Here is a 21,071-nt window from a genome sequence, read left to right as displayed (position 1 = left end):
TTTAGATATCTATTGATTGTTATTCCCTGCACTGATTAGATGCTCATGCACCATGATCATCGCTTATTGTCCAAATAAGTAAGTGCAAAGGAAAGCTGGCTCGTATTTTCAATCTGTGTTTTTAACTGTCGATTATTTTCCCTAGCCCTTTCCCATCAATGGGTAAACCTAACAACACTATTTATCAGAAACCTATTTATTCGCCATTTTTAGCCAATCGGTATAGTATTTGCTGACCAGCTGGTCAAGTTTTTGAGTGTGATCTAACCGGAGAAGTATCAATATGTCATTTTTGAAATACGCTAAGCCTGCAATGTTAGTGTTACTAGCGGCTAACACTGTTGCTTGCGGTAATAATGAAACCACGACCAAAATTAAGCCTGTCAGTGTGGCAGAAGCCGAAGTACAAACCGCATTACAAACCCATGCAATTAAAGCCGTAGTGGTGACTATGTATGAGTCTGGCGATGCAATGGGAGATGACGCGGGGGAGCTTCAACTTTGGTTGGAACGTGGAGACTTTTCTCAAAAATTAGACTTCCCATTAGGCGAGTACGATTTATACCTCAATAAAGATGGAGTGTTGGTGATTTGTGTGGGGGGTGGTATCCCCAATGCAACGGCGTCAATTATGGCACTGGGGCTAGATCCTCGCTTTGACCTAAGTAAAGCCTATTGGGTAGTTGCAGGTATTGCTGGTGGTGATCCAGAAGATTTGTCGCTGGGTTCTGCAGCATGGGCCAAGCATGTTGTTGATGGCGATCTTATTTATCAAATTGATGCCAGAGAAATACCGGATTCTTGGCCATATGGAATTATCCCATTAGGTGCCACTGAACCTGCTGAAGAACCGGCAGACATCTCTACCGGATGGACGCTAGATACGGTTTCCTTCGATTTAAACAGTCAATTAGCCGATTGGGCTTTTAGTCAAACAAAAGATATTCAACTCCCTGACAGTGAAGGTATAAAAACGTTTAGAGAATTATATAAAACGATGCCAAACGCGCAAAAGCCTCCTTTTGTGACCATGGGAGATACATTAAGCGCGAGTAAATACTGGCATGGTAAACACTTAAATGAATGGGCCAACGATTGGTTAACCTTATACGGTGGTGATTCTGCAAACTTTATGACCAGTAATATGGAAGACTCAGGAACCTTAACATCACTTATGCGTCTGGCTCGGATTGGTAAAGTGGATCCGCAAAGAGTCATGGTGTTAAGAACCGTGAGTAACTACACTATGGCACCTGCCGACAAGTTAACCAGTTGGAGTGTCACGGCTCCGTATCCCGATGGTGGTTATCCTGCTAAAAATGCAGCATATATAGTAGGCAATACAGTGATTCAGGAAATTGTGAAAAACTGGAGTAGCTATGAGAGTGCATTACCCTACGACGTGAAATAATCAGATTTCATTTTGTTTTGTTCAATTAGCAGGTTAATTTAGCCTGCTGACAAGTAATCAACTTTTAAATAAACCATCCGCTTTTTGGAGCCGTTAACATGAAATTGCTATATATACTCTCAGTCATTTGTATGAGTGTGGTGTGCAACACCTTTGCTGCAACCTTTGATAGTGAGTTTGAAGCTTTCAAAAAAACGGCGTCAGCTAAAGACCTGTATACCTTTTTATATGCGATGCCCAAAGGGGGCGATTTACATAATCATTCATCAGGTTCGAATCGTTCACAGTGGTGGTTTGATGAAGCTATAAAGCAACGAAAAAACGGGTATATTTACTATACAAAAGTTAAAATTAACAATTGCAAAGCTTATGGTTCAGATCAATTCAAAGGCTCACCTTACTTAATGTTGTTTGTTAATATTCAGCAGTTTGAATACCAAAAACTCGATAGCTGTGAGCAGTCTGAATATAAACGTTTGCAAGATCTCAGCCCAGAACAAAAACAAGCCTGGATGGATAGTATTCGCCTAGATAAACCGAGTGAAGGACGCGAAGAATTTTTTGTAACCCATTGGACGCGCCTTAATTCCTTGCTTGCCAACCCTTATATGCAAGCCAATCTAATTGTCAAAAACATGCAAGCATTTGGCGCTGAAGGTTTATCTTATTTAGAGACCGATGCTGGCGTTCGTGGTTTTGTTCATCCTGATGGTAGCGGGTTTGAAGATGAGCAGGTTTATCAGATGTACCTTAAACGCTTTGCCCAAAAAGATGCCATTGACAGTGGGGTGACTGTTCGTCTGCAATATTCGTTGCTGCGCTTTCATTCGCAAGCGTTACCTGCCTTAGAATGGATGTATAAATTTGTCTCTGAACATCCAGAACTTTATGTTGCTGTTGATATGGTTGGCCGTGAAGATAACGACAAAGGCCATCCGTTGCGCTTTTTAGACACCATGAGAAAGCTTCGACATCAATATCACGGGGTTAATTTATCCATTCATGCCGGTGAAACCGATGAGCCTAATCAGCATATTCGCGATACCCTTTTATTAGGCGCTACCCGCATAGGTCATGGCTTTAACTTAATAGACGATGCTGACACATTATTATTGATGCGCTACAACCAATACCTGATTGAAATTAACTTAATCAGTAATCTTTTATTAGAGTATGTTGACGATTATTCACAACATCCGTTTCCTGAATATTTGCGTTTAGGCGTGCCAGTGGCATTATCAACCGATGATCGGGGGATGTGGGATTCAAACATGACCGATGAGTATTATACCGCGGTGACGAACTTTAATATGTCGTGGTCGGAATTAGTCAAAACAGGTGCTAACTCACTTACTTTTTCGTTTGTCGATGATGAAACTAAACAAAAACTTTTAGATGATTACTACCAACGCATCGCAACATTTGAAAAAGCGTTCACAGCCAAAAAAATGAAAGGGCTGAGTGATGTGAAACCCGAAATCTATTCCTACCCATGTAAAGCGTTTAAAATTTGCGACTTTTCGTCTTAGCTAAGGTCGTGACAATGCGCTTCTACGGGTTCCTAAACTGATTATTTGAGTAAGCTTGTTATTCGAATTTGCTATGATAATCATACTAATGGTGGTTATCAGAATTGCAAGTTCTACCTATCTCATCCCTCAGAACTACCTTCTTGAGTAACTGGGCGATTATGGTTATTTGTAACTCGTGGAGTAGAGTGGATAGATTACGACAACGATGGTGATCTAGACCTATCAATTACCGATACCTTTGGCGAAGAAGGTGGGCATTTTGTGTTTAGAAATGAGCTAAACAAAGATGCCAGAGCAAGGGGATTATCTGTGCTAGTCCTCGATAGCCATGGCAATTATACTCAGCAGGGGGCAGTCGTCAGGTTTTATGACCCACAAGGTAACGTTCTTGGTTCAAGAATTGTCCCTACAGGAGGCGGGTACAATGCGCAAAGTGCTCGGCCCATCTATTTTGGATTAGCAAAATTACAGCCGATTAGTGTGGAAGTGACCTTTATGGGCGCGCCGAAACGCAGTGTACAAGTACCAGATGTTTCTAAGTTAGCCGGTCAACCTTTGCGGATATTACGACCTGCAACGCCCTGGCACCTCACTGATGAAACAAAGCGCTGATTATATAAACCCTGTAGGCCACTTAATGATGCTCTTAATAGGCGGTGCGTGGCCATTGATGCCACGCTAAATCTTGGATAACGGCCCTCACTTTCTTGCTTCCTTGTTGCGTTCACCTATATAGCGCAATGAGGAAACAAGGGGGTAACCCCCTCGGCATGACTCATTTTCATGTTTAAAATCGATCACACTGCGCGTAAATAACGGCTAACAAATTAAATTGTTATTTACCAAAATTTCAAAAAAACGTTATTATATTTTTCATTTTTGCATATTCCCGATGCTGAACTTTAGGTTGTTTTAATGGAACCTTGCTAAGCTTGTTAGTATCTTAGTACTAACTGAGAACGTTCTATCTTCTGTACATAATGCTATTGAGCCGATAAGTGGGACGTGTTTGTGGTGGTTAAGGTCTATTCTTTAGGAAAAGTATTTAAATGCAGAAAAGTGTTTTTTCAGCAAATTTAGCGAAAGCGGCTGTAGTACGAAAAGTCTTAGCTTTTTTGCAAAGCTCAGCAAATGCAAGAGCGTGCATGTTATTACTATGCTGGTTGCTAGTGTGGTTTAGTGGTGCATTAGTTGAGTATACTAACCATGCTAGTGTTTGGTTTCCTGCCGCGGGATTAAGCTTCGCCGTATTGTTTGTTGTTGGGCTTCGGGCAACTCCTGTTATTATGCTTGGGGCGATATTGGTGACGTTGTTTACCAGTAACCACTATCAAATTCAGCTAAATTTTAAGCAAGTTTTATTGAGCGGTGTGCTGTTTGGATTTGCTCATATTGTTCCCTACTACATGGGGAGTCGCTTGTTGCGGTGGTTTACCCAAAGTAAAAAGTTGACCTTACTTTTATCAATTATTAGCTTTCTAGTCATTGCAACTATTTCATCTTTGGTTGCCACTTTGTTGGTGTTAATGTCTTTAATTTATACCGATATGATGACGGTTCAAGAGTTTTCCACTGCGTGGTTACCCTTCTGGATTGGCGATATGGCGGGCATTATTGTGCTAAGCCCTTTATTTTTCAGTGTGTTGCATATTTTATATCCTAAAAAGCCGTTCCATATACTGCACCATATCGAAGGGCAGACTCCTTTTCCTACGCCACAATTTAAGTTGAAGGTTCTGATTGCGTTATCATTAGTGGTGTTGACCATGACGGTTGCTAATTACAGTCAATCAATCGACAGTTCTTTTATGATTTTCTTTTTGGTGTTACCCCATATGTGGATTGCTTGTACTGAGAATGCATTTTTAAATGTACTCAGTTTGGCATTGACCAGCCTTTTGATTGTCTTTTTAGTGGATAAATTGGGGTTAATGGATTTTGTTATGGTCTATCAATATGCCATCAACGTAGTCGCGTCCAATGCATTGTTTGCCATTGCCGTGCCGGCATTAACCGCGCACAACCATCAACTTAAAAATAAAGTATTTGTGGATAATTTAACCCAAACCGCTTCGCGAGAATACCTTACACAGCGAGCAATGGTTGAAATACGTCACGCCCAATGGGAAAAAAATGATTTGTGTTTATTGGTTTATGACATCGACCATTTTAAGAATATAAATGATTCTCATGGCCACAACGTGGGCGATCAAGCGCTAAAAGAGTTAAGTGAGAAGGTCAAACAACTTTTAAGACCAGACGACTTGTTAGGGCGTTTCGGTGGCGACGAATTTATTGTGCTTTTGCCAAATACCAATAGTCAAATGGCGATGATGGTAGGAAACCGGTTGTTGGAGCAAATCAATGATATGCAGCTTATCGCAGGTGAACAACTTTCTATTAGTATTGGTATAACCCAACTGAATCAAGATGACGACTTCGAAAGTTTATTTAAACGCGCAGATAAGGCATTGTATGAAGCGAAACGTGCAGGCCGAAATAGTATTTGTCAGCAGTAGCGTCGTTACGAGCTAGCTATAATTGTATGTTAGTTGCCAGGTACAAATTTTAGTCAATCATTGGGTTAAAAATCATTAAGGTGAGCCGTCGATTCAAGTCTTGCTCCTTTTTGCTCAAGGTTTTGCAAAATACTGCGCAGCACCAACTGAGTACGATAGTTCATTTGCGTCCTGTCATGGGTGACTAAAAATACCGATTGTCCTTCGGTGTGAGCCGAATCACCCACTTGCATCAATTTACCTTGCTGAATATCCTCTGAAACCTCAACAATGTCAGCCAGTGCTAATCCCATACCCAGCCGCGCGGCTTCTATCGCTTGGTAAGCGTACTCAAAGTAAGTATGTTGTGGTGAGTCATTACCATCTAATTGGTGGTGGCTAAACCAGGTGAACCATTGACCTAATCCGTCGTGCAATAAGGGATAATTGAGTAACGCCTTAACTGATTGAAGGTTTTTTCCTTTCAACAATGCCTGATTACAAACCGGCACATAATATTCGTCATACAACTTTGTGATGGTTTTGACAGGATCTTCTGGCTGACCTAAACATAAGGCAATATCAAGATTTGACGGCAATGATTGTTGATGGGGTTCTAAGGTTTGCACTTTAAATGAAATTTCTGGGTACTGACGCTGAACATTTGCCAAAACAGGTAAAAGCCAATTCAACATAATTGTGGCGGTTGTGCCTATCACTATTTCTCCTGCCACTAAGGTGGGATCAAGTAAATGTAATCCCTTATTAAGCTCAGTAAATGCAATTTGAATGGAAGACAGCAGTCGACTACCGGCGGCGGTTAATCGCAACTTGTTATTTTTTCGTTCGAACAGTTGCGTGTTCAGTCGAGCTTCTAACAATTTAATGTGCCGACTTAGGGCTGAGTGCGATACAAACATTTCTTGTGCTGCGCGGCGAAGGTGGCAGTGTCGTCCAGCGGCCTCAAAGGCAAGTAATGCATTAAGGGGAATTTGGCGTAAGTCTATATAGGGACTTTTATCATGTTTCATGGCGTAACCTTCGACTGTCTGGCAAATTTGCGTCGAATCTCATCGTGTCAGCGTATATTGGCTCACCATTATAATTCATTATTTTGGTCTAATTATTAGACCGGTATGGTGAAAAAACATTGCTTGAGTAATTAAAATATAACCATAAACTAAATCTAAGTATTCTGATAGGGTGATTTTACACATGACAGCTAATTATTTTCGTCGCAATTCGCAAGGCGGTACTTCTCGACTAGAACATTGGAGTATGGACTCCGAATATGGGGAGTTACAAGAGGTTTTGATTGGCCCCATGGATCATTACGACTGGAAAAGTGGTAATGCTATGGCTCGTCGTTCCATTCGGTTAGGACGGGAATTTAATAAACAAGTAGCACAGCAGCAATACAAAGAAATGTTGGATGTGTATCAACATTGTGGTGTTAAGACTCATATACTTGAAGCTGATGAAAACTTACCCTATCAAATTTATGCCCGTGATTCTTCTGTACTCACGCCATGGGGGCCAATTATTACCCAAATGTATAGTCCTTGGAGAAGAGGCGAGTGGGTAGGCGTTTCGCAGTTTTATCAAAAGAACAATATTCCAATTTATGATGCTGTTACAGCTGGTTCTTTTGAAGGCGGCGACTTCATGGTACTAGAGCCTGGTGTTGTACTGTGCGGCTACACGGGCGAACGTACTAGTGAAGCAGGTATTAATCAGGTTCGTAGCTGGGTAGAAAAGGAAGGTTGGGAGTTTAAATCTTACCAATTTGACCCATACTTCTTACATCTAGATGTGAAATTTGCAATGCTAACCGATAAATTAGCCGCGGTTTGTACCCAAGCGGTTGAAGATGAATTGTTGCACTGGTTAAAAGCCAGAGACATTGAGATCCTCGACATTTCTTATCGTTCAGTGTTGGAGCTTGGGGTAAACGTGGTTGCATTGGGTAAAGATCGCGTCTTGATCCCCGAAGCCAGTACCGAGCTTGTAGATAAAGCCAAAGCGCACGGCCTAGAGGTATATGCCCCTGATATGTCGATGTTTACCTCTGGCGGAGGCGGTGTACACTGCATGTGTCAGCCGCTAAGTCGTAAAGACGCATAGGAGAGCAATAGTGACTTTGAAAATTAATGGCGAAAGATTATGGTCAAGTCTGATGACGATGGCTGAAATCGGTGCGACCAATAAAGGTGGCTGTAATCGTCAGGCGTTAACCGATGATGACAAAACCGGTCGAGATTTATTTGTTAAATGGTGCAAAGAAATTGGCTGTGAGCTAAGAGTTGATCAAATGGGCAATCTTTTTTTGCGCAGAAAAGGCACAGATAACAGTTTGCCACCGGTGTTAATGGGAAGTCATTTAGATACGCAACCTACTGGTGGAAAATTTGATGGTGTGTATGGCGTACTTGGCGGTTTAGAAGTACTGCGCACCTTAGAAGACAACCAAATAGAAACGTTACACCCAGTTGAAGTCGCGGTTTGGACTAACGAAGAAGGCGCACGCTTTTCACCTGCAATGATAGGTTCTGGCGTGTGGTGCGGTGAGTTTGATTTAGATTATGGATTGCAGCGCACTGACAAAAACGGCCTAACCATTGAGCAAGAGTTGCAACGCATTGGTTACTTAGGTGAGTCACCTTGTGCACCTTTTCCCATCAAAGCTGCCTTTGAATTACATATTGAACAAGGACCCATTCTAGAGTCGATCGGTAAACCTATCGGTGTAGTGAAAGGTGTGCAGGGCATGCGCTGGTATGACTTAGTTATCCAAGGGCAACCTGTACATGCAGGCCCTACACCCATGGAGCAGCGTAAAGATCCTGTCAAAGCGATGGCGGCTATTGTTAGTCAGCTTTATGTTTTAGCCGAGCAACATGGTCCACTTGCAAGAGCCACTTTTGGTGACATAAATGTAAGCCCGGGTTCGCGAAATACGGTACCTGAAACCTTAACCTTAACGGTAGATTTACGCCACCCTGAGCAAGACGTGTTAGTCAAAATGGATGCGCAATTTAGGCAAATTTCAGCACAAATTAGCGCTGAATGTGGTGTTGATTTCAACATCTTAGATGAGTGGGATTCACCCGCTGTGGTTTTTAATCAAGACTGTATTAATGCGGTTCGTGAGTCTGTTGAAGAAACCGGATTTGCCTATGAAGAAATGTTTTCAGGGGCGGGCCATGATTCTGTTTACATCTCTAAAGTGGCTCCGACGTCGATGATTTTTATACCCTGTGAAGATGGTATTAGTCACAATGAAGCTGAAAATGCCACGCCGGAAGACATCACAGCAGGCTGTCAGGTTTTGCTAGGCGCAGTATTAAAATTGGCCAGCTAGCGAGTATGGCAAAAGGTAGCAAATGAAAAATTACCAACAACTCTATATTGATGGACGCTGGGTTAACAGTGCCGGCAATGGGCACTTAGATGTGGTCAATCCTGCCAATGGTGAAATCTGTGCAAGGGTGCCATCCGCAAATTTACAGGACGTCGAGCTTGCCGTTGGTGCAGCAAAAAAAGCATTTGCAGCTTGGTCTGAAAATCCATCATCAACTCGAGCTGCTATTATCAATGAAATTGCTGACGGCATGCAGTCACGTAAAGATGACTTAACCCAGGCAATTGTTGCTTCAATGGGATGTCCTATTTCAGTTGCTGCCGACCTACAAGTGCAAGGAGCCATTGATGCCTTGCGCAGTTTCGCGCCAATGGCTGCAGAAATGGATAAACAACAAGAACATACCAATCATATTGTGGTGTCAGAAGCCGTCGGCGTGTGTGTGTTAATTAATCCTTGGAATTACCCCTTGTCACAATTGGTTGGCAAACTGGGTCCAGCGCTAGCTGCTGGATGTAGCATAGTGGTTAAGCCTGCCGAGCAAACCCCATTACAAGATTTGATCCTTGCCGAGATTATTGATGGTACTAGTTTACCTGCTGGTGTATTTAATTTATTAACCGGCGTCGGCAGTGAAATTGGTGAGAGCTTATGCAGTCATGCGCTGGTGGACATGGTGTCGTTTACCGGCTCTACCTTAGCTGGGATTAAGGTTGCTCAGGCAGCCGCGCCGACAGTAAAACGAGTCTGTCAGGAGTTGGGCGGAAAATCCCCCTATATTATCACCCCTGATGCCGATTTAGACGCAGCTGTACGCTACGGTGTAGAAGATGTGATGCTTAATTCTGGGCAAACATGTTGTGCCCTAACTCGCATGTTAGTGCCTGCAGAGAAATTAGCCGAAGTGGAGAGCATTGCCAAAACCGTTGCTGCAGAATGGCAGATTGGTGATCCTATGTTGGCTGAAACCAACTTGGGTCCACTGAGTTCTCAACTGCAACAGCAGCGAGTTTTAAGCTATATCAACACAGGCATAGCAGAAGGCGCGAAGTTACTCTGTGGCGGCACACAAGTGCCCGAAGAATTCAGCAAGGGCGCATATGTTGCACCTACTATTTTTTCCAATGTTAGCAATGACATGACCATTGCCCAGGAAGAAATCTTCGGACCTGTTTTGTGCATTATCCCTTACCAAGACATTGCCCATGCCATTGAGTTGGCTAATGATACGCCCTTTGGTTTGTCATCAGCGGTTTATGCCGAAAATCGCGCTGAGGCGATTAAAGTTGCCAGTAAATTACGTGCTGGTCAATGCTATTTACAAGGTGCTTATTTTAATACCGACAGTCCATTTGGTGGTTATAAACAATCAGGTAATGGCCGTGAGTGGGGCCTTGAAGGCTTAAAAGAGTATACCGAAACCAAAGCATTGTTGATCGATGCAGATGCGTCGTGAAAGTGATGCTTAATGCTGTACAGATTATTCATCAATTAAGTTTATCATCTACCTAAAATTTAGGAATATTGAACATGCGTTATGCGCCATTAACTCAAGCCATTCAAGGCGAAACCGTGGATGCTTGGGATATTCATTTTAAAGCAACATCATTGAAAGAACGCGATCCTAGCGTGATTATTTTAAGTATTGGTGATCCTGAATTCGATACGCCAACCACGGTTATAGACACTGCCATTGAGGGGTTGCGTAGCGGAGATACACATTACGTTGAAATAGAAGGGCGTGACAATCTACGCAGTAAAATTGCCGAGCAACATCAGATAAAATGCGCTCAACAGGTGACTAAGGATAATGTTATTTTGCTGGCTGGGGCACAAAATGCCTTGTTTGCCAGTTCAATGTGCATTTTAGAGCCGGGGGATGAAGCGATTGTGTTACAGCCGATGTACGTAACATACGAAGCTTGTATTCAGTTAACGGGCGCTAAACTGATACCTGTGGCGATGGATAAAGAAAATAATTTTTGTCTAGACGTTGAGGCATTAGAGCAGGCAATTACCGACAAAACCAAAGCGATATTTTTTGCAACTCCGAATAACCCTACTGGGGTTATGCTGAATAAGCAGGAATTGCAGTTGATTGCAGATTTGGCGATCAAACATGATTTATGGGTGGTCTCTGATGAGGTATATAGCCATACTATTTTTGAAGGTGAACACGTCAGTATTGCTGGTTTAGAGAATATGGCAGAGCGCACTATCACCCTCAATAGTTTATCTAAATCTCATGCTATGACAGGCTGGCGGGTAGGTTGGGCGATTGGTCCCACTGAATTGATTGGACATTTAAGTAATCTGTCATTGTGCATGTTGTATGGATTACCCGGTTTTATTCAACAAGCGGCGTATACAGCATTGACCGACACAGACGCATTGGCTGACTCAGAAAGTATGCGTTTAAGTTATTTACGACGTCGAGATCGCTTATTAAAATGCTTTCAGCAACATCCTAAATTGAGTTGTATCACACCGCAGGCTTCTATGTTTTTACTGGTGAATGTGAGTCAAACTGGGCTGAGTTCTCAGGAATTTGCCGAAGCGTTATTTGAGCAGCAAAAAATTGGTGTATTGCCAGCCGCAGCGTTTGGTCAATGTGCATCTGATTTTATTCGTATTTCTTATGTTGTAGACGATAAGCAACTGGAAGATGCCTGTAATCGGATAGACAGTTTTATGCAGCAGTTTAGTTTAGCGGAATGCAGTTAAATCTCTGTTGAACATATCTTGAAGAGAACATAAAAAGAGCGGAATCTTTGAAAAGATTCCGCTTTTTTTGGTTTTGGACGAGTTAACTAGGATGTTAACTTTATACGGCGTTTATCAGCATTCTAGTGATTGCTTACCAATCGCTTTCAGGAATTTTCACCACTAAACCGTCTAGATCTGAGGTTAAAAATATCTGACATGACAAACGACTATTTGCTTGTTTGTTTTCAATTGCGCTGTCTAACAGTGCCGTTTCCATTTCATCGGCCGGTTCGAGTTTATCTTTCCAGGCATCGTCAATGTAACAGTGACAGGTTGCACAAGAACAACAGCCCCCACAGTCGGCAGTTATTTCTTCAATGCCATTATCTACAGCGGCTTGCATTAAGCTTTCGCCATCGCTTGCAGCAACCGTAAGTTGATTTTCATCGGGTAAAATAAAAGTAATATTTGGCATGCTCAAACTCCAACTAATTCAGTAAATAGGGTATTAAGATCCTGGTCATTATCTGCTAGTTTGTTCTTATCAACGGCGGGCAGCTGATGCAGATACTTTCGAGTGATCATAAAGGATTTAGGTTGATTAATCGCATCAATTGCAATTAATCGTTGTTTAGAAAAATAAAACACAGCGAGACTATTTTCTGATTCTTTACGCACTACAAATTCATCGTAACCGTTAGACAAACCAGCAATTTGTAGCTTGGCATCATATTGATCAGACCAAAACCACGGGGTTGCGGTATAAGGTGTTAATTTATCACATATAGCCAGTGCTGCGGTTTTAGCTTGATCTGTGGCATTTTGCACCGATTCAATACGCATTTGCTGGTTATAAATTGGATGAAAGAAGCTAACGCAATCGCCAATAGCATAGATATTCTCATCTGAGCTTTGCATATATTGATTAACCTGAATACCGTTATCAATTGCTAAACCGCATTGTTGTGCCAACGCTTGTTCTGGGTTTACGCCAATTCCCGCGACAACGATATCGGCGGGATAACATTCACCATTACTGGCCTCTACGGCCGTCACCTTTTCATCTCCGATGATTGCCTGAGCTGCCGCATTGGGTTGAATATTGACACCATTTGCCTTATGCAACTCGCTGAGATAATCACTTACTACAGCGCTGGTTAGGTGCTTTAACGGACGTTCTTGGTTAAGAAGTAAGGTGACATTTTTTCCTAGCTTTTGAAGTGATGCAGCCACTTCTAAACCAATATAGCCACCGCCCACGACTACCACATTTTTCGCGTCTGGCAATGCATCTCGCAAGCCCATAGTATCTTCACAATCGCGCATATAATGCACGCCTATGAGATCGCTTCCAGGTATTGATAAGCGTCGTATTGACGCGCCCGTGGCTAAAATGAGTTTATCGTACGTTAGGCATTGCCCGTCATCTAATTCAACGGTTTGCTGCTCACGGTCAATAGAGATCACCCGTTTACCCAACATTAAATCAATCTCTTTTTGTTGATAAAATGCTTCCGGGCGCAGCCATAAGCGTTGTTCCGGCAAGGTATTTTGCAAAAAGGCTTTTGATAACGGTGGGCGCTGATAAGGCAACACCTTATCTGCGCTGATTAAGGTGATTTTGCCCTGATATCCCAGATTACGCAGGTTAATTGCGGCATTTACTCCCGCATGACTAGCGCCGATAATAATACAACTCATAAGGTGCGACACTCCACAATTGAAGCCAAAATTGGATAAAGTATAGATTTCATATTCATCACGGGTTGTCTATTCATCATTTGCTTGTGCTGTCATTTTTTTCAGCCACATTTGATGGAAGGTCATATTCACCTGATCCCAAGCAGCGTTGAGGTGGCCTTGATTGGCAATGTCATTGCTACGGGTGACCTGCAGTTTATCGAGCAGTTCAATATCTTGCTGATTGACTTCATTTAAAACCGCATTGAGGGTTTCACGCTCGGCTGCATACTCTTCACTCGCGGCTTCTTCATTTACCACATATATATTTAAGGTTTCAGCTGTTTGAGTTGCACCCATGGGTTTAATGACGATGGTCTGTACCCAGCATGGGTCTACAAAAAACAAGGTGTTAGGGAAAATGCCAAACCATTGTTGAGTACCGCGTTTGTCCTCTGCTAGCCCGTTGAAGTGGGGTAACTGTTTTGCTGTTTTAGCCGGTTTAGCACTGGCACCATTGGCTAAATGTAAGCCCACGATATTGTCAGATAAAAATAGATCTTGTTGATCAAGAACTGAATCTAAGGTACATGCCTGGGAGTGGACGAATGGCACATGGTAGCCGTCGAGGAAATTGTCTACAGCAAGTTTCCAGTTGACCTCACCAGAATAATCAGTGCTGCTGGTTAAATGGATATCGTCTTTAGGATAGTTAGACAATTGTTCATCTAAAGGTCGAATAAAGTCTTCAAATGGTTCTGCCTTGCCATCAATATTGACAAAAATAATGTCCCACCATACGGCAAAGCGAACACTGATCAGGCTTTTGTCAGCTTTATCTTCCTCAGACATTACTTTGTTTTCACTTCCGAAGTAGCGGGGCGCACTCAGCAAGTTGCCGTCAATTTTAAATGTCCATTTATGATAGGGGCAAACTAAACTGCGTTTATTACATGGTTCATCTACCAAGGGGGCCGCTTTATGACGACAAACGTTATGGAATACGCCTATTTCGCCATTTTTATTACGCATCGCAATCAATGACTGTCCTGCAATGCGAATAGGTAGGATATCACCTGGTTTGCTTATCTGTTGAGCACAACCTATGCTCGCCCAGCCTTGGGCAAATAATTTGTCACATTCCATATCATAGGTAGTGCTGTCCTTAAATACGGAAGCCGGAAGTCCATGGGCACTGATATGCTCGCTTGTTATTTGTGTTATGTCGCTCATGTTTCACTCCAAATGATTAAAACTCGTTTTTCTATTGCTGATCTAATCACAGCTTGGTCGTACATAACATACGAAGAATGTTATGTACGTGAACCCAATTAACCTAAAACAGCATATGCGCAACACAAACCAATATAGGAAACGCAATGATCGTGCGCACAATAAATATCGCTATGAGCTGCATAATGGTTAAAGGGATGGCTGAACGCATAATTAGTATTGCTGTTTCTGCAAAGAATATCAGTTGGGTAATGGATAAGCCGGCCAATATAAACTTGGTGATAGGCGACTCGATATCACCGGCAATAATGGTTGGAACAAATTGATCGAGTAACCCAATGAAAATACCTGGTGCGGCCATCTCGGCTTCCGGTATTTGTAGCGCTTCCAATAGTAGATAAAAAGGGTAACTAAGGGTTTGTAAGATGCCTGTATTGTAATAAACCGATAAGGTTAAAAACTCTATGGTCATGGCCGCTGGCATCATCATCAAATAAATGTCCAGCATTGACCAGAAACCTTTCTTAATTGATTTGCCAGGTGAGGGCGCTTTCTTGGCCGTCGCCAAGGCACGGTGAGATGCCCAAAGGAAACGACTTTCACCATGATTGACGTCTTCATTGAGTTGTTTACCGTTACCACCGTAATACTCATCTTTAAACGACGATAGAGGGGGCAGTTTAGGGGTAACAATGGCACACAAAACACAAATGAAAATCATAGTGGCATAGAGTTGTAGAAAGTGGCTTTCAATACCCGCAACTTGCGCGGTTAGCAATACAAAGGGAATGGAGACGACCGAGAAATTAGTGGCAATTACCGCCGACTCTCTGGCACTGTAATAACCTTGCATATATTGGTAGTTCGTCATAACCACGGCAATACTGGATGAACCGACCCAAGAGGCTAGGGTGTCGATGGTGGCTCTACCTGGTAAGTTGAAAAACTTTTGAAACCCCTTTTGCAATAATGTACCAATGAAATCCAACAGGCCATAGTCGGTGAGAAAAGGAAGAAATAAACACCCCAAACCAATCAACAGAAAAATAGCACCTGCAACATCAATATAAGCAGTTACACCGGTTTCTTTGGCAAACACCCATTCGGGCCCAAATTGGAATAATGTCATTGCCGACGTAACCCCACCGATGACCGCTAATAACGTCCAAAACCAGTGTGACGCTATAAATTTCTCACTTAAAGGCAGTTTTTCAGCAAAGGAGCGCGGGGGCAAATTGTAAATAATTGAAATAAGTGCACCAAGGATAAAAATACTACAGGTGAAATACTTCATGTTTTCACCAATCAAACCTGAAAAAAGATTTGAGACCACTCCCAGGCTTATGGTCCAAGAACCGTCATATACAAAGGGGACTAGGAAAAAACCTACGCCGAACAGCGAACAGCCTAATAACTTTATCCAGACTAGAGGGGAATAACTATTTTCTCGTTGCAGAGTCGTTTGATTTTTTATCATTATTATTCTCTTAACGGTGAGTTCACCGGGGTTACCGGTTTATCATTGGTTAAATAGCCAATGATATTGTCTGCGACCAAATTGGTCATTGCGGTGTAGGCTTCTTTTTCGAAATTTGCAAAGTGGGAAGTTAAGGCAACATTTTGTGCCGTAATAGTGTTGACTTTGTCGGTGTATACATCCAAACCTGCACCGTGTAACAACCCTTTATTGACCCTGTCAATTAGAGCATCTTCGTTGACTAGTCCCGCTCTAGCGGTGTTAATCAGTACCGCATCAGGTTTCATCAACGCAAGCATATCAGGGCTAACCAAATCGTAAGTTTGCTCTGAAAGCGGCATATTAACGCAAATAAAATCGGCGGTTTTCATCAGCTCTTCTAAGGCTACCTTGCGGGCATTGATGTCTTTTTCCATTGCTTTATTTTCATAAAGATCGTAATAAATAATGGTGTTTTTGAAGCCATAGTGCATCATTTGGGCAACACGAGAGCCAATTCGTCCTAACCCAACAACACCTGTAACTTTGTTGCGGATAGACACTGCCGTAGGGCGTTGGAAAGAGGGCTCAGGATCGGTTTTCATTGCCCGTCTTTCAGCATTTAGAGCTGGGATTTGACGGGCTATGGACACCAATAAGGCGACGGTTGCTTCAGCTGTTGCATGAAACGCTTCTTCGGTAGGAGTATTGGTGACTTGAATGCCTTTTTGGGTAGCCGCTTCCACATCAATATTTGAAAAACCAATACCATAGTTTGAAATTAACTTAATACTCGAAGGTAATTTTGCGATTAGGTTTGCATCAATATTGTCTTCGGTATGGGTGATCAATGCATCGGCTTGCTTGGTTTGCTCAAGCAGCAATGACTCAGAGCAAATCTGGTCTGATTCTGTGGTTTGTAAGCTTATGCCGTTTTGGGCTAAACGCGCTTTTAGCAACGCTGTGTCAAACAATGGTCGAGTAAGGAAAACATTCATATCTAAATCCTCTAAAATGCGTAGCCGCAGTCAAGTCCAGCTTCATCTAATTCAATTAAAAATGGCGCGTTAATCGATTTCGCCTGTTCTAACAGTGTTTTTAGCTGTACTAAGTCATTAGCGTGTCCGGCTTGACAACCCATGGCTTGCGCCAGCGCTACGTAATTTGGGGGAATGATATCCACACCATTTTTCTCAACTTTAGCGTCATCCATAAAACGACGAATTTCACCATGGCCTTGGTTATTCCAAACAATATAGATAACCGCAATATTGGCATCCACGGCACTGATAATTTCGTTCAAGCTAAATTGACCACCACCGTCACCGGTTAAACCAATGACTGGATTTTTTGGAGCTCCAATGGCAGCGCCAATAGCCGCTGGAAAGGCGTAACCTAAGGTGCCATAACCTGTGGTAGAGTGAAAATAGCGCGCGGTATGATTGGTCTCATAATATGCTTGTGCGTAATAAGCTGGCTGAGTGGAGTCACCAACAATAATACAATCACCCAAGGTGTCGGTGATGGTTTTGAAAAAGTCGGTATAAATCGATTTTTTCATGTCTTGAGTATCGGTACGCAATTTGTCACAGCGAGTGTGAACCGCCTCCACATTTTGCGAACTGTTATTCACTAATTGTTCACTTATGGCAGATAACGCTTGTTGGGCATCAGAGAGAATGGGTAAGTCAGGTTTGTGATTACGCATTAATTGCGCACTATCGATGTCAATCCGAATAAGCTTGCCTTTAATATCCAGATCACCCAAAAAGAAAAAATCATAATCGGTTTCAGCCAGCTCAGTCCCTACCGCTAAAACCACATCTGCCTGTCTTTCGAACTCTTCACGGATTGCTGGGTGAGAAGGCGTTGAGCCGATAGATAAGGGATGTTCTGGGGGGATAATTCCTTTGCCGTTACAGGTGTTAATAACTGGCATATTGAGTTTTTCAGCTAAGGTTTGTGCCACTGAGTCTACATTTTTAGCCCCACCGCCTAAAATCATCACCGGACGCTTTGCTTCGTTTAATAGTTTTGCTGCTTGTTGAATACTACTTATCTGTGGAGCAGGAGGTTGCGGCATTGGCCAAGGTTGCATGTCGAGGTGACTAGCATCTTGGGCTAGTACATCAATGGGGATCTCGATATGCACTGGACCTGGACGTTGACTGTTAAATACAGCAAAGGCTTGAGCTAACACTTTAGGCAAGTTATCTACACTTAAAAGGGTATGGCTATATCGGGATACTTGTGAAGTGATAGCTAACTGATTAGGTAACTCATGCAGTCGACCTTCACCCATGGATAATTGTTGGGTGCGACTCACAGAAGATATTACCAGCATTGGGATAGAATCCTGTAATGCTTGTCCCATGGCTGTAACAATATTCGTCATGCCCGGACCGGTAATAATAAAGCACACCCCTGGTTTTCCAGTGACTCTGGCATAACCATCGGCCATAAAACCTGCACCTTGTTCATGTCGAGGGGTAATATGTTGAAGCGTGGCGCCTTTTAAGCCGCGATAAAGTTCGATGGTATGTACACCTGGGATGCCGAAAATGGTATCGACAGCATATGCCTGTAATAATCGAGTAAGTGCTTCACCACAAGTTTGTTGTTGCATATAAATAGCTTACCTATGTTTCTTTGGGTTTCGTTATCACGCCCAATTGGTCTTTCAAAGTCGACACGAGTAGGAGTATAACGCTTTAAAGTATTAAATTTTGTTGCATGCCTGTTGCCACAACTGTTCAACTGTTTCTTTCATGACCAGTGCTTCTTGCCAGCGATCACTTAACTCGCTGCCGTCTTCGCCGGTAATCGCATAAACTGGCGGTCCGAGTTCACATAAAAATACGCAAGCATCGTCACTTTGTTTGCCGTGCCGGGCAATCCAATTTTCAAACCCTTCTAACCACCATTGTTGAAACAACTCAAACCAAGGTTTATGTTGTGGAAACAAAAAAGGCACCTGAATTTGTTCCCGTGTGGCAACCCGACCGTGGAACGCTTCAGCGCGAGTGAGAAACTCAGAGATGCGTTGATTGGCTTCATCATGTAAGGGTAAATAGTACTCTTGATTCACTAACGTATGTGATAAATCAGCGACCATTAGCAGTTCAGGAACTTGTTTCATCAATTGCAGGGTAAAGTGTAAATCGTTGGTCATGCAGTTGCGGTGTATTTCTACGTGTGAGGTGATTCCTGCCTTTTCACCAATTGCAATCCACTGTTTAGTTACGTCAGCAACTTCTTTTACATCCCAAGGTTCAATTTGTCCAACAATGGCAATGAATCGTGGTTTGATGGGTTGTTTGGATACAAATTCGATTATTTCCGCATAATGCTCAACACTTTTAACAAAGGCGTTATACACCAATTCCAGTCCATGGGCTTGCAATAATGGCATGGCTGTTTCGATCATGTCGAGTGGATGATAGCCAATATCAAAACTTACGCCTTTGAAGCCAGCGTCAGAAATTTTTTGGATTTTTTCCTGTAGGGAAAGTTCAAAACCATCAGGGCGTTTATATTCCATTGCCCACATTGATTGGAAAACATCTAGTTTTACCATTATTGTTCCTCGGTTGATGTTGGCTTAATGCCGTGTTTCGCGAAGGCGTCTAGAAGCGGAGTAAGTTGCGGTTGAAAATGACGCCATAGATTGACGGAACGGCTGTAAATAGGTTCGCGTACTTGACTGGCACTGGCCGTTTGGCTAGCGCTATTATTTTGATGGAAATTGAGACATTCTGACTCCCAATCCAATCCACAAAAAGCAAGTAACTTCTCAGTTTCTTGTTCTTGTGAGCTTACGAGAGACTCATATTCAATGGTATGAATTTGTGTCGGAAACTGTGACTTCCATTGCGTCATCATGTGGTTATAAGCAGCAATGAAATCGGCTGTATCCGTTAGGCTGTAAGAGTATTCATAACCACGGTCGAATAACATTTTGAAGTTGCTCAATGCAGCATCAAAAGGGTTACGTTTAACATGTACAATTTTTGCGTTGGGAATTGCTTGCAGAATCAATCCACAGTACAAAAAATTGAAAGGTAATTTATCAACGAAATACGACGCATTATTGACGTAGTTATTGGCTAAGTGCAGATAGCGGGAAGCCATATTGGTTAATGCACCAGGAGTTAATTTCTGGATAAGATCTTGATCAAGTCCTTCCAGTCCTGCTGCTATGGGTTTACCGCCTGCTTCAAGCAAGGCCATTGGGAAGGCGTTTAGTTCGCCGCCACTGACCACTTTGGAGTGACTGGCAATAATACGTTCGACCAACGTGGTGCCGGTTCTTGGCAGGCCAACCACAAAAATAGGCGTTTGTGCTGCATTTTGCGTTGGATTGGCATCACGGGTTTGTAACGTTTCCGACAATGCAACCACGGTTTTCATGAGTGCTTGATCTTGGGCAATATCGTAAGGTCTTTGCTTGCGTTTTATCTCAGCACCTTGATTGTAGTGAATGAAAGCTTGTTGGTAATCTCCAACGTCTTCAAACACTTTGCCGGCTGCATACTCCAGCATAATATGACCTTTATGCTCAGGGGTTAAACGTTGCTTACAGTCCTCTAGCAGGGCAGTGATGTTGTCTGATGATTTAAAGCGACGCAGTTGCGATAGGTTGTAACAGGCCTGGTAATTATCCGGCTGCAGTGCAATCACTTCCCGATAGAGCGCTTCGGACTCACTCAGATCCCCCTTGAAACGCAGCAACGCGGCCAATTGGTTGCGACTGCGTTTGCTGTCTGATTCAATTTTTAACGCCCTAGAATGGGCAATGATGGCTAAATCAAGTTGATTAGCCATATAACGCAATTCACCCAATTTATCCCACTGTTGTGCAGTGCAATCATCGTTTAACAACAACGCGGCTTTATCCAGCGCTTTGACGGCGGGAGGAAAAGCCTGAAAGTGCAAATAACAGCCCGCAAGATGGAAAATGTTCCATATATTGTTGGGCTCACAATTAATCGCTTTTAAGGCGCTATTGATGGTCATTTTGGCTTGTCCGAGACGCATACTTATCTCTGACAAGTCCACCCATAACTGTGCATTATTGGGTGCTTTGCTCAATCCTTCAGTGCAAAGTTTGGCCGCTTTATCGAGATCGTTAGCGGCCAAGCTTGCCTGAATCAGCGAATGGTAGTTGGCGTTAAACTGATTCAAAATATTTACT

The 21,071-nt window shown here is 42.7% G+C and carries 17 protein-coding genes; 8 read left to right on the top strand and 9 right to left on the bottom strand.

What is annotated here, in order from left to right; genetic code table 11:
* Positions 1–283: 283 nt before the first annotated feature.
* The 4 genes from Q4574_RS14565 (at position 284) to Q4574_RS14550 (ending at position 5,462) form a co-directional block, all read left to right on the top strand.
* On the top strand, positions 284–1,411 hold the full coding sequence (locus Q4574_RS14565) for a purine nucleoside permease (protein WP_303474877.1): 1,128 nt from the start codon (positions 284–286) through the stop codon (positions 1,409–1,411).
* 98 nt (positions 1,412–1,509) lie between these two features.
* Positions 1,510–2,940: an adenosine deaminase gene (locus Q4574_RS14560; RefSeq protein WP_303474876.1), complete on the top strand. Its 1,431-nt coding sequence runs from the start codon at positions 1,510–1,512 to the stop codon at positions 2,938–2,940.
* A 264-nt stretch (positions 2,941–3,204) separates the two neighbouring features.
* On the top strand, positions 3,205–3,555 hold the full coding sequence (locus Q4574_RS14555) for a hypothetical protein (RefSeq protein ID WP_303474875.1): 351 nt from the start codon (positions 3,205–3,207) through the stop codon (positions 3,553–3,555).
* A 437-nt stretch (positions 3,556–3,992) separates the two neighbouring features.
* Complete coding sequence (locus Q4574_RS14550; protein WP_303474874.1) at positions 3,993–5,462, top strand: diguanylate cyclase; 1,470 nt, start codon at positions 3,993–3,995, stop codon at positions 5,460–5,462.
* 65 nt (positions 5,463–5,527) lie between these two features.
* Here Q4574_RS14550 and Q4574_RS14545 read toward each other — a convergent pair whose 3' ends face one another.
* Positions 5,528–6,472: a LysR substrate-binding domain-containing protein gene (locus Q4574_RS14545; protein WP_303474873.1), complete on the bottom strand. Its 945-nt coding sequence runs from the start codon at positions 6,470–6,472 to the stop codon at positions 5,528–5,530.
* Between the two features lie 184 nt (positions 6,473–6,656).
* Here Q4574_RS14545 and Q4574_RS14540 point away from each other — a divergent pair, with 184 nt between their 5' ends.
* From Q4574_RS14540 to Q4574_RS14525, 4 genes are all read left to right on the top strand, one after another.
* Positions 6,657–7,565 (top strand): dimethylarginine dimethylaminohydrolase family protein, encoded by a 909-nt coding sequence (locus tag Q4574_RS14540; RefSeq protein ID WP_303474872.1) that lies wholly within the window; start codon positions 6,657–6,659, stop codon positions 7,563–7,565.
* A 10-nt stretch (positions 7,566–7,575) separates the two neighbouring features.
* Positions 7,576–8,802 (top strand): Zn-dependent hydrolase, encoded by a 1,227-nt coding sequence (locus Q4574_RS14535; protein ID WP_303474871.1) that lies wholly within the window; start codon positions 7,576–7,578, stop codon positions 8,800–8,802.
* 22 nt (positions 8,803–8,824) lie between these two features.
* Complete coding sequence (locus Q4574_RS14530; protein WP_303474870.1) at positions 8,825–10,258, top strand: aldehyde dehydrogenase family protein; 1,434 nt, start codon at positions 8,825–8,827, stop codon at positions 10,256–10,258.
* 74 nt (positions 10,259–10,332) lie between these two features.
* Positions 10,333–11,526 carry a pyridoxal phosphate-dependent aminotransferase gene (locus Q4574_RS14525; protein WP_303474869.1) on the top strand — a complete coding sequence of 398 codons (1,194 nt, stop codon included), beginning with the start codon at positions 10,333–10,335 and terminating at the stop codon, positions 11,524–11,526.
* 133 nt (positions 11,527–11,659) lie between these two features.
* On the opposite strand, the gene Q4574_RS14520 is transcribed toward Q4574_RS14525, so the two are convergent.
* The 8 genes from Q4574_RS14520 to Q4574_RS14485 form a co-directional block, all read right to left on the bottom strand.
* Positions 11,660–11,983 carry a 2Fe-2S iron-sulfur cluster-binding protein gene (locus Q4574_RS14520; RefSeq protein ID WP_303474868.1) on the bottom strand — a complete coding sequence of 108 codons (324 nt, stop codon included), beginning with the start codon at positions 11,981–11,983 and terminating at the stop codon, positions 11,660–11,662.
* 2 nt (positions 11,984–11,985) lie between these two features.
* On the bottom strand, positions 11,986–13,209 hold the full coding sequence (locus Q4574_RS14515) for an NAD(P)/FAD-dependent oxidoreductase (RefSeq protein ID WP_303474867.1): 1,224 nt from the start codon (positions 13,207–13,209) through the stop codon (positions 11,986–11,988).
* A 69-nt stretch (positions 13,210–13,278) separates the two neighbouring features.
* Positions 13,279–14,421, bottom strand: coding sequence for an aromatic ring-hydroxylating dioxygenase subunit alpha (locus Q4574_RS14510; protein ID WP_303474866.1), 1,143 nt, complete (start codon positions 14,419–14,421; stop codon positions 13,279–13,281).
* 103 nt (positions 14,422–14,524) lie between these two features.
* Entirely contained in the window at positions 14,525–15,898 is a 1,374-nt protein-coding gene (locus tag Q4574_RS14505; protein WP_303474865.1) for a YjiH family protein, read from the bottom strand.
* A gap of 2 nt (positions 15,899–15,900) precedes the next feature.
* Positions 15,901–16,875: a 2-hydroxyacid dehydrogenase gene (locus Q4574_RS14500; RefSeq protein ID WP_303474864.1), complete on the bottom strand. Its 975-nt coding sequence runs from the start codon at positions 16,873–16,875 to the stop codon at positions 15,901–15,903.
* An 11-nt stretch (positions 16,876–16,886) separates the two neighbouring features.
* The gene (locus tag Q4574_RS14495) at positions 16,887–18,503 is read right to left on the bottom strand and encodes a 5-guanidino-2-oxopentanoate decarboxylase (RefSeq protein WP_303474863.1); all 1,617 of its coding nucleotides are present in this window, start codon (positions 18,501–18,503) and stop codon (positions 16,887–16,889) included.
* Between the two features lie 93 nt (positions 18,504–18,596).
* Positions 18,597–19,454: a sugar phosphate isomerase/epimerase gene (locus Q4574_RS14490; RefSeq protein ID WP_303474862.1), complete on the bottom strand. Its 858-nt coding sequence runs from the start codon at positions 19,452–19,454 to the stop codon at positions 18,597–18,599.
* Positions 19,454–21,061: a tetratricopeptide repeat-containing sulfotransferase family protein gene (locus Q4574_RS14485; RefSeq protein WP_303474861.1), complete on the bottom strand. Its 1,608-nt coding sequence runs from the start codon at positions 21,059–21,061 to the stop codon at positions 19,454–19,456. Before Q4574_RS14485 ends, Q4574_RS14490 begins: the two co-directional genes overlap by 1 nt.
* Between the last annotated feature and the right edge of the window lie 10 nt (positions 21,062–21,071).

Origin of the sequence: Aliiglaciecola sp. 3_MG-2023, assembly GCF_030548205.1 — a bacterium.
Taxonomy (GTDB): Bacteria; Pseudomonadota; Gammaproteobacteria; order Enterobacterales; family Alteromonadaceae; genus Aliiglaciecola.
This window is presented reverse-complemented; position numbering and strand designations above follow the sequence as displayed.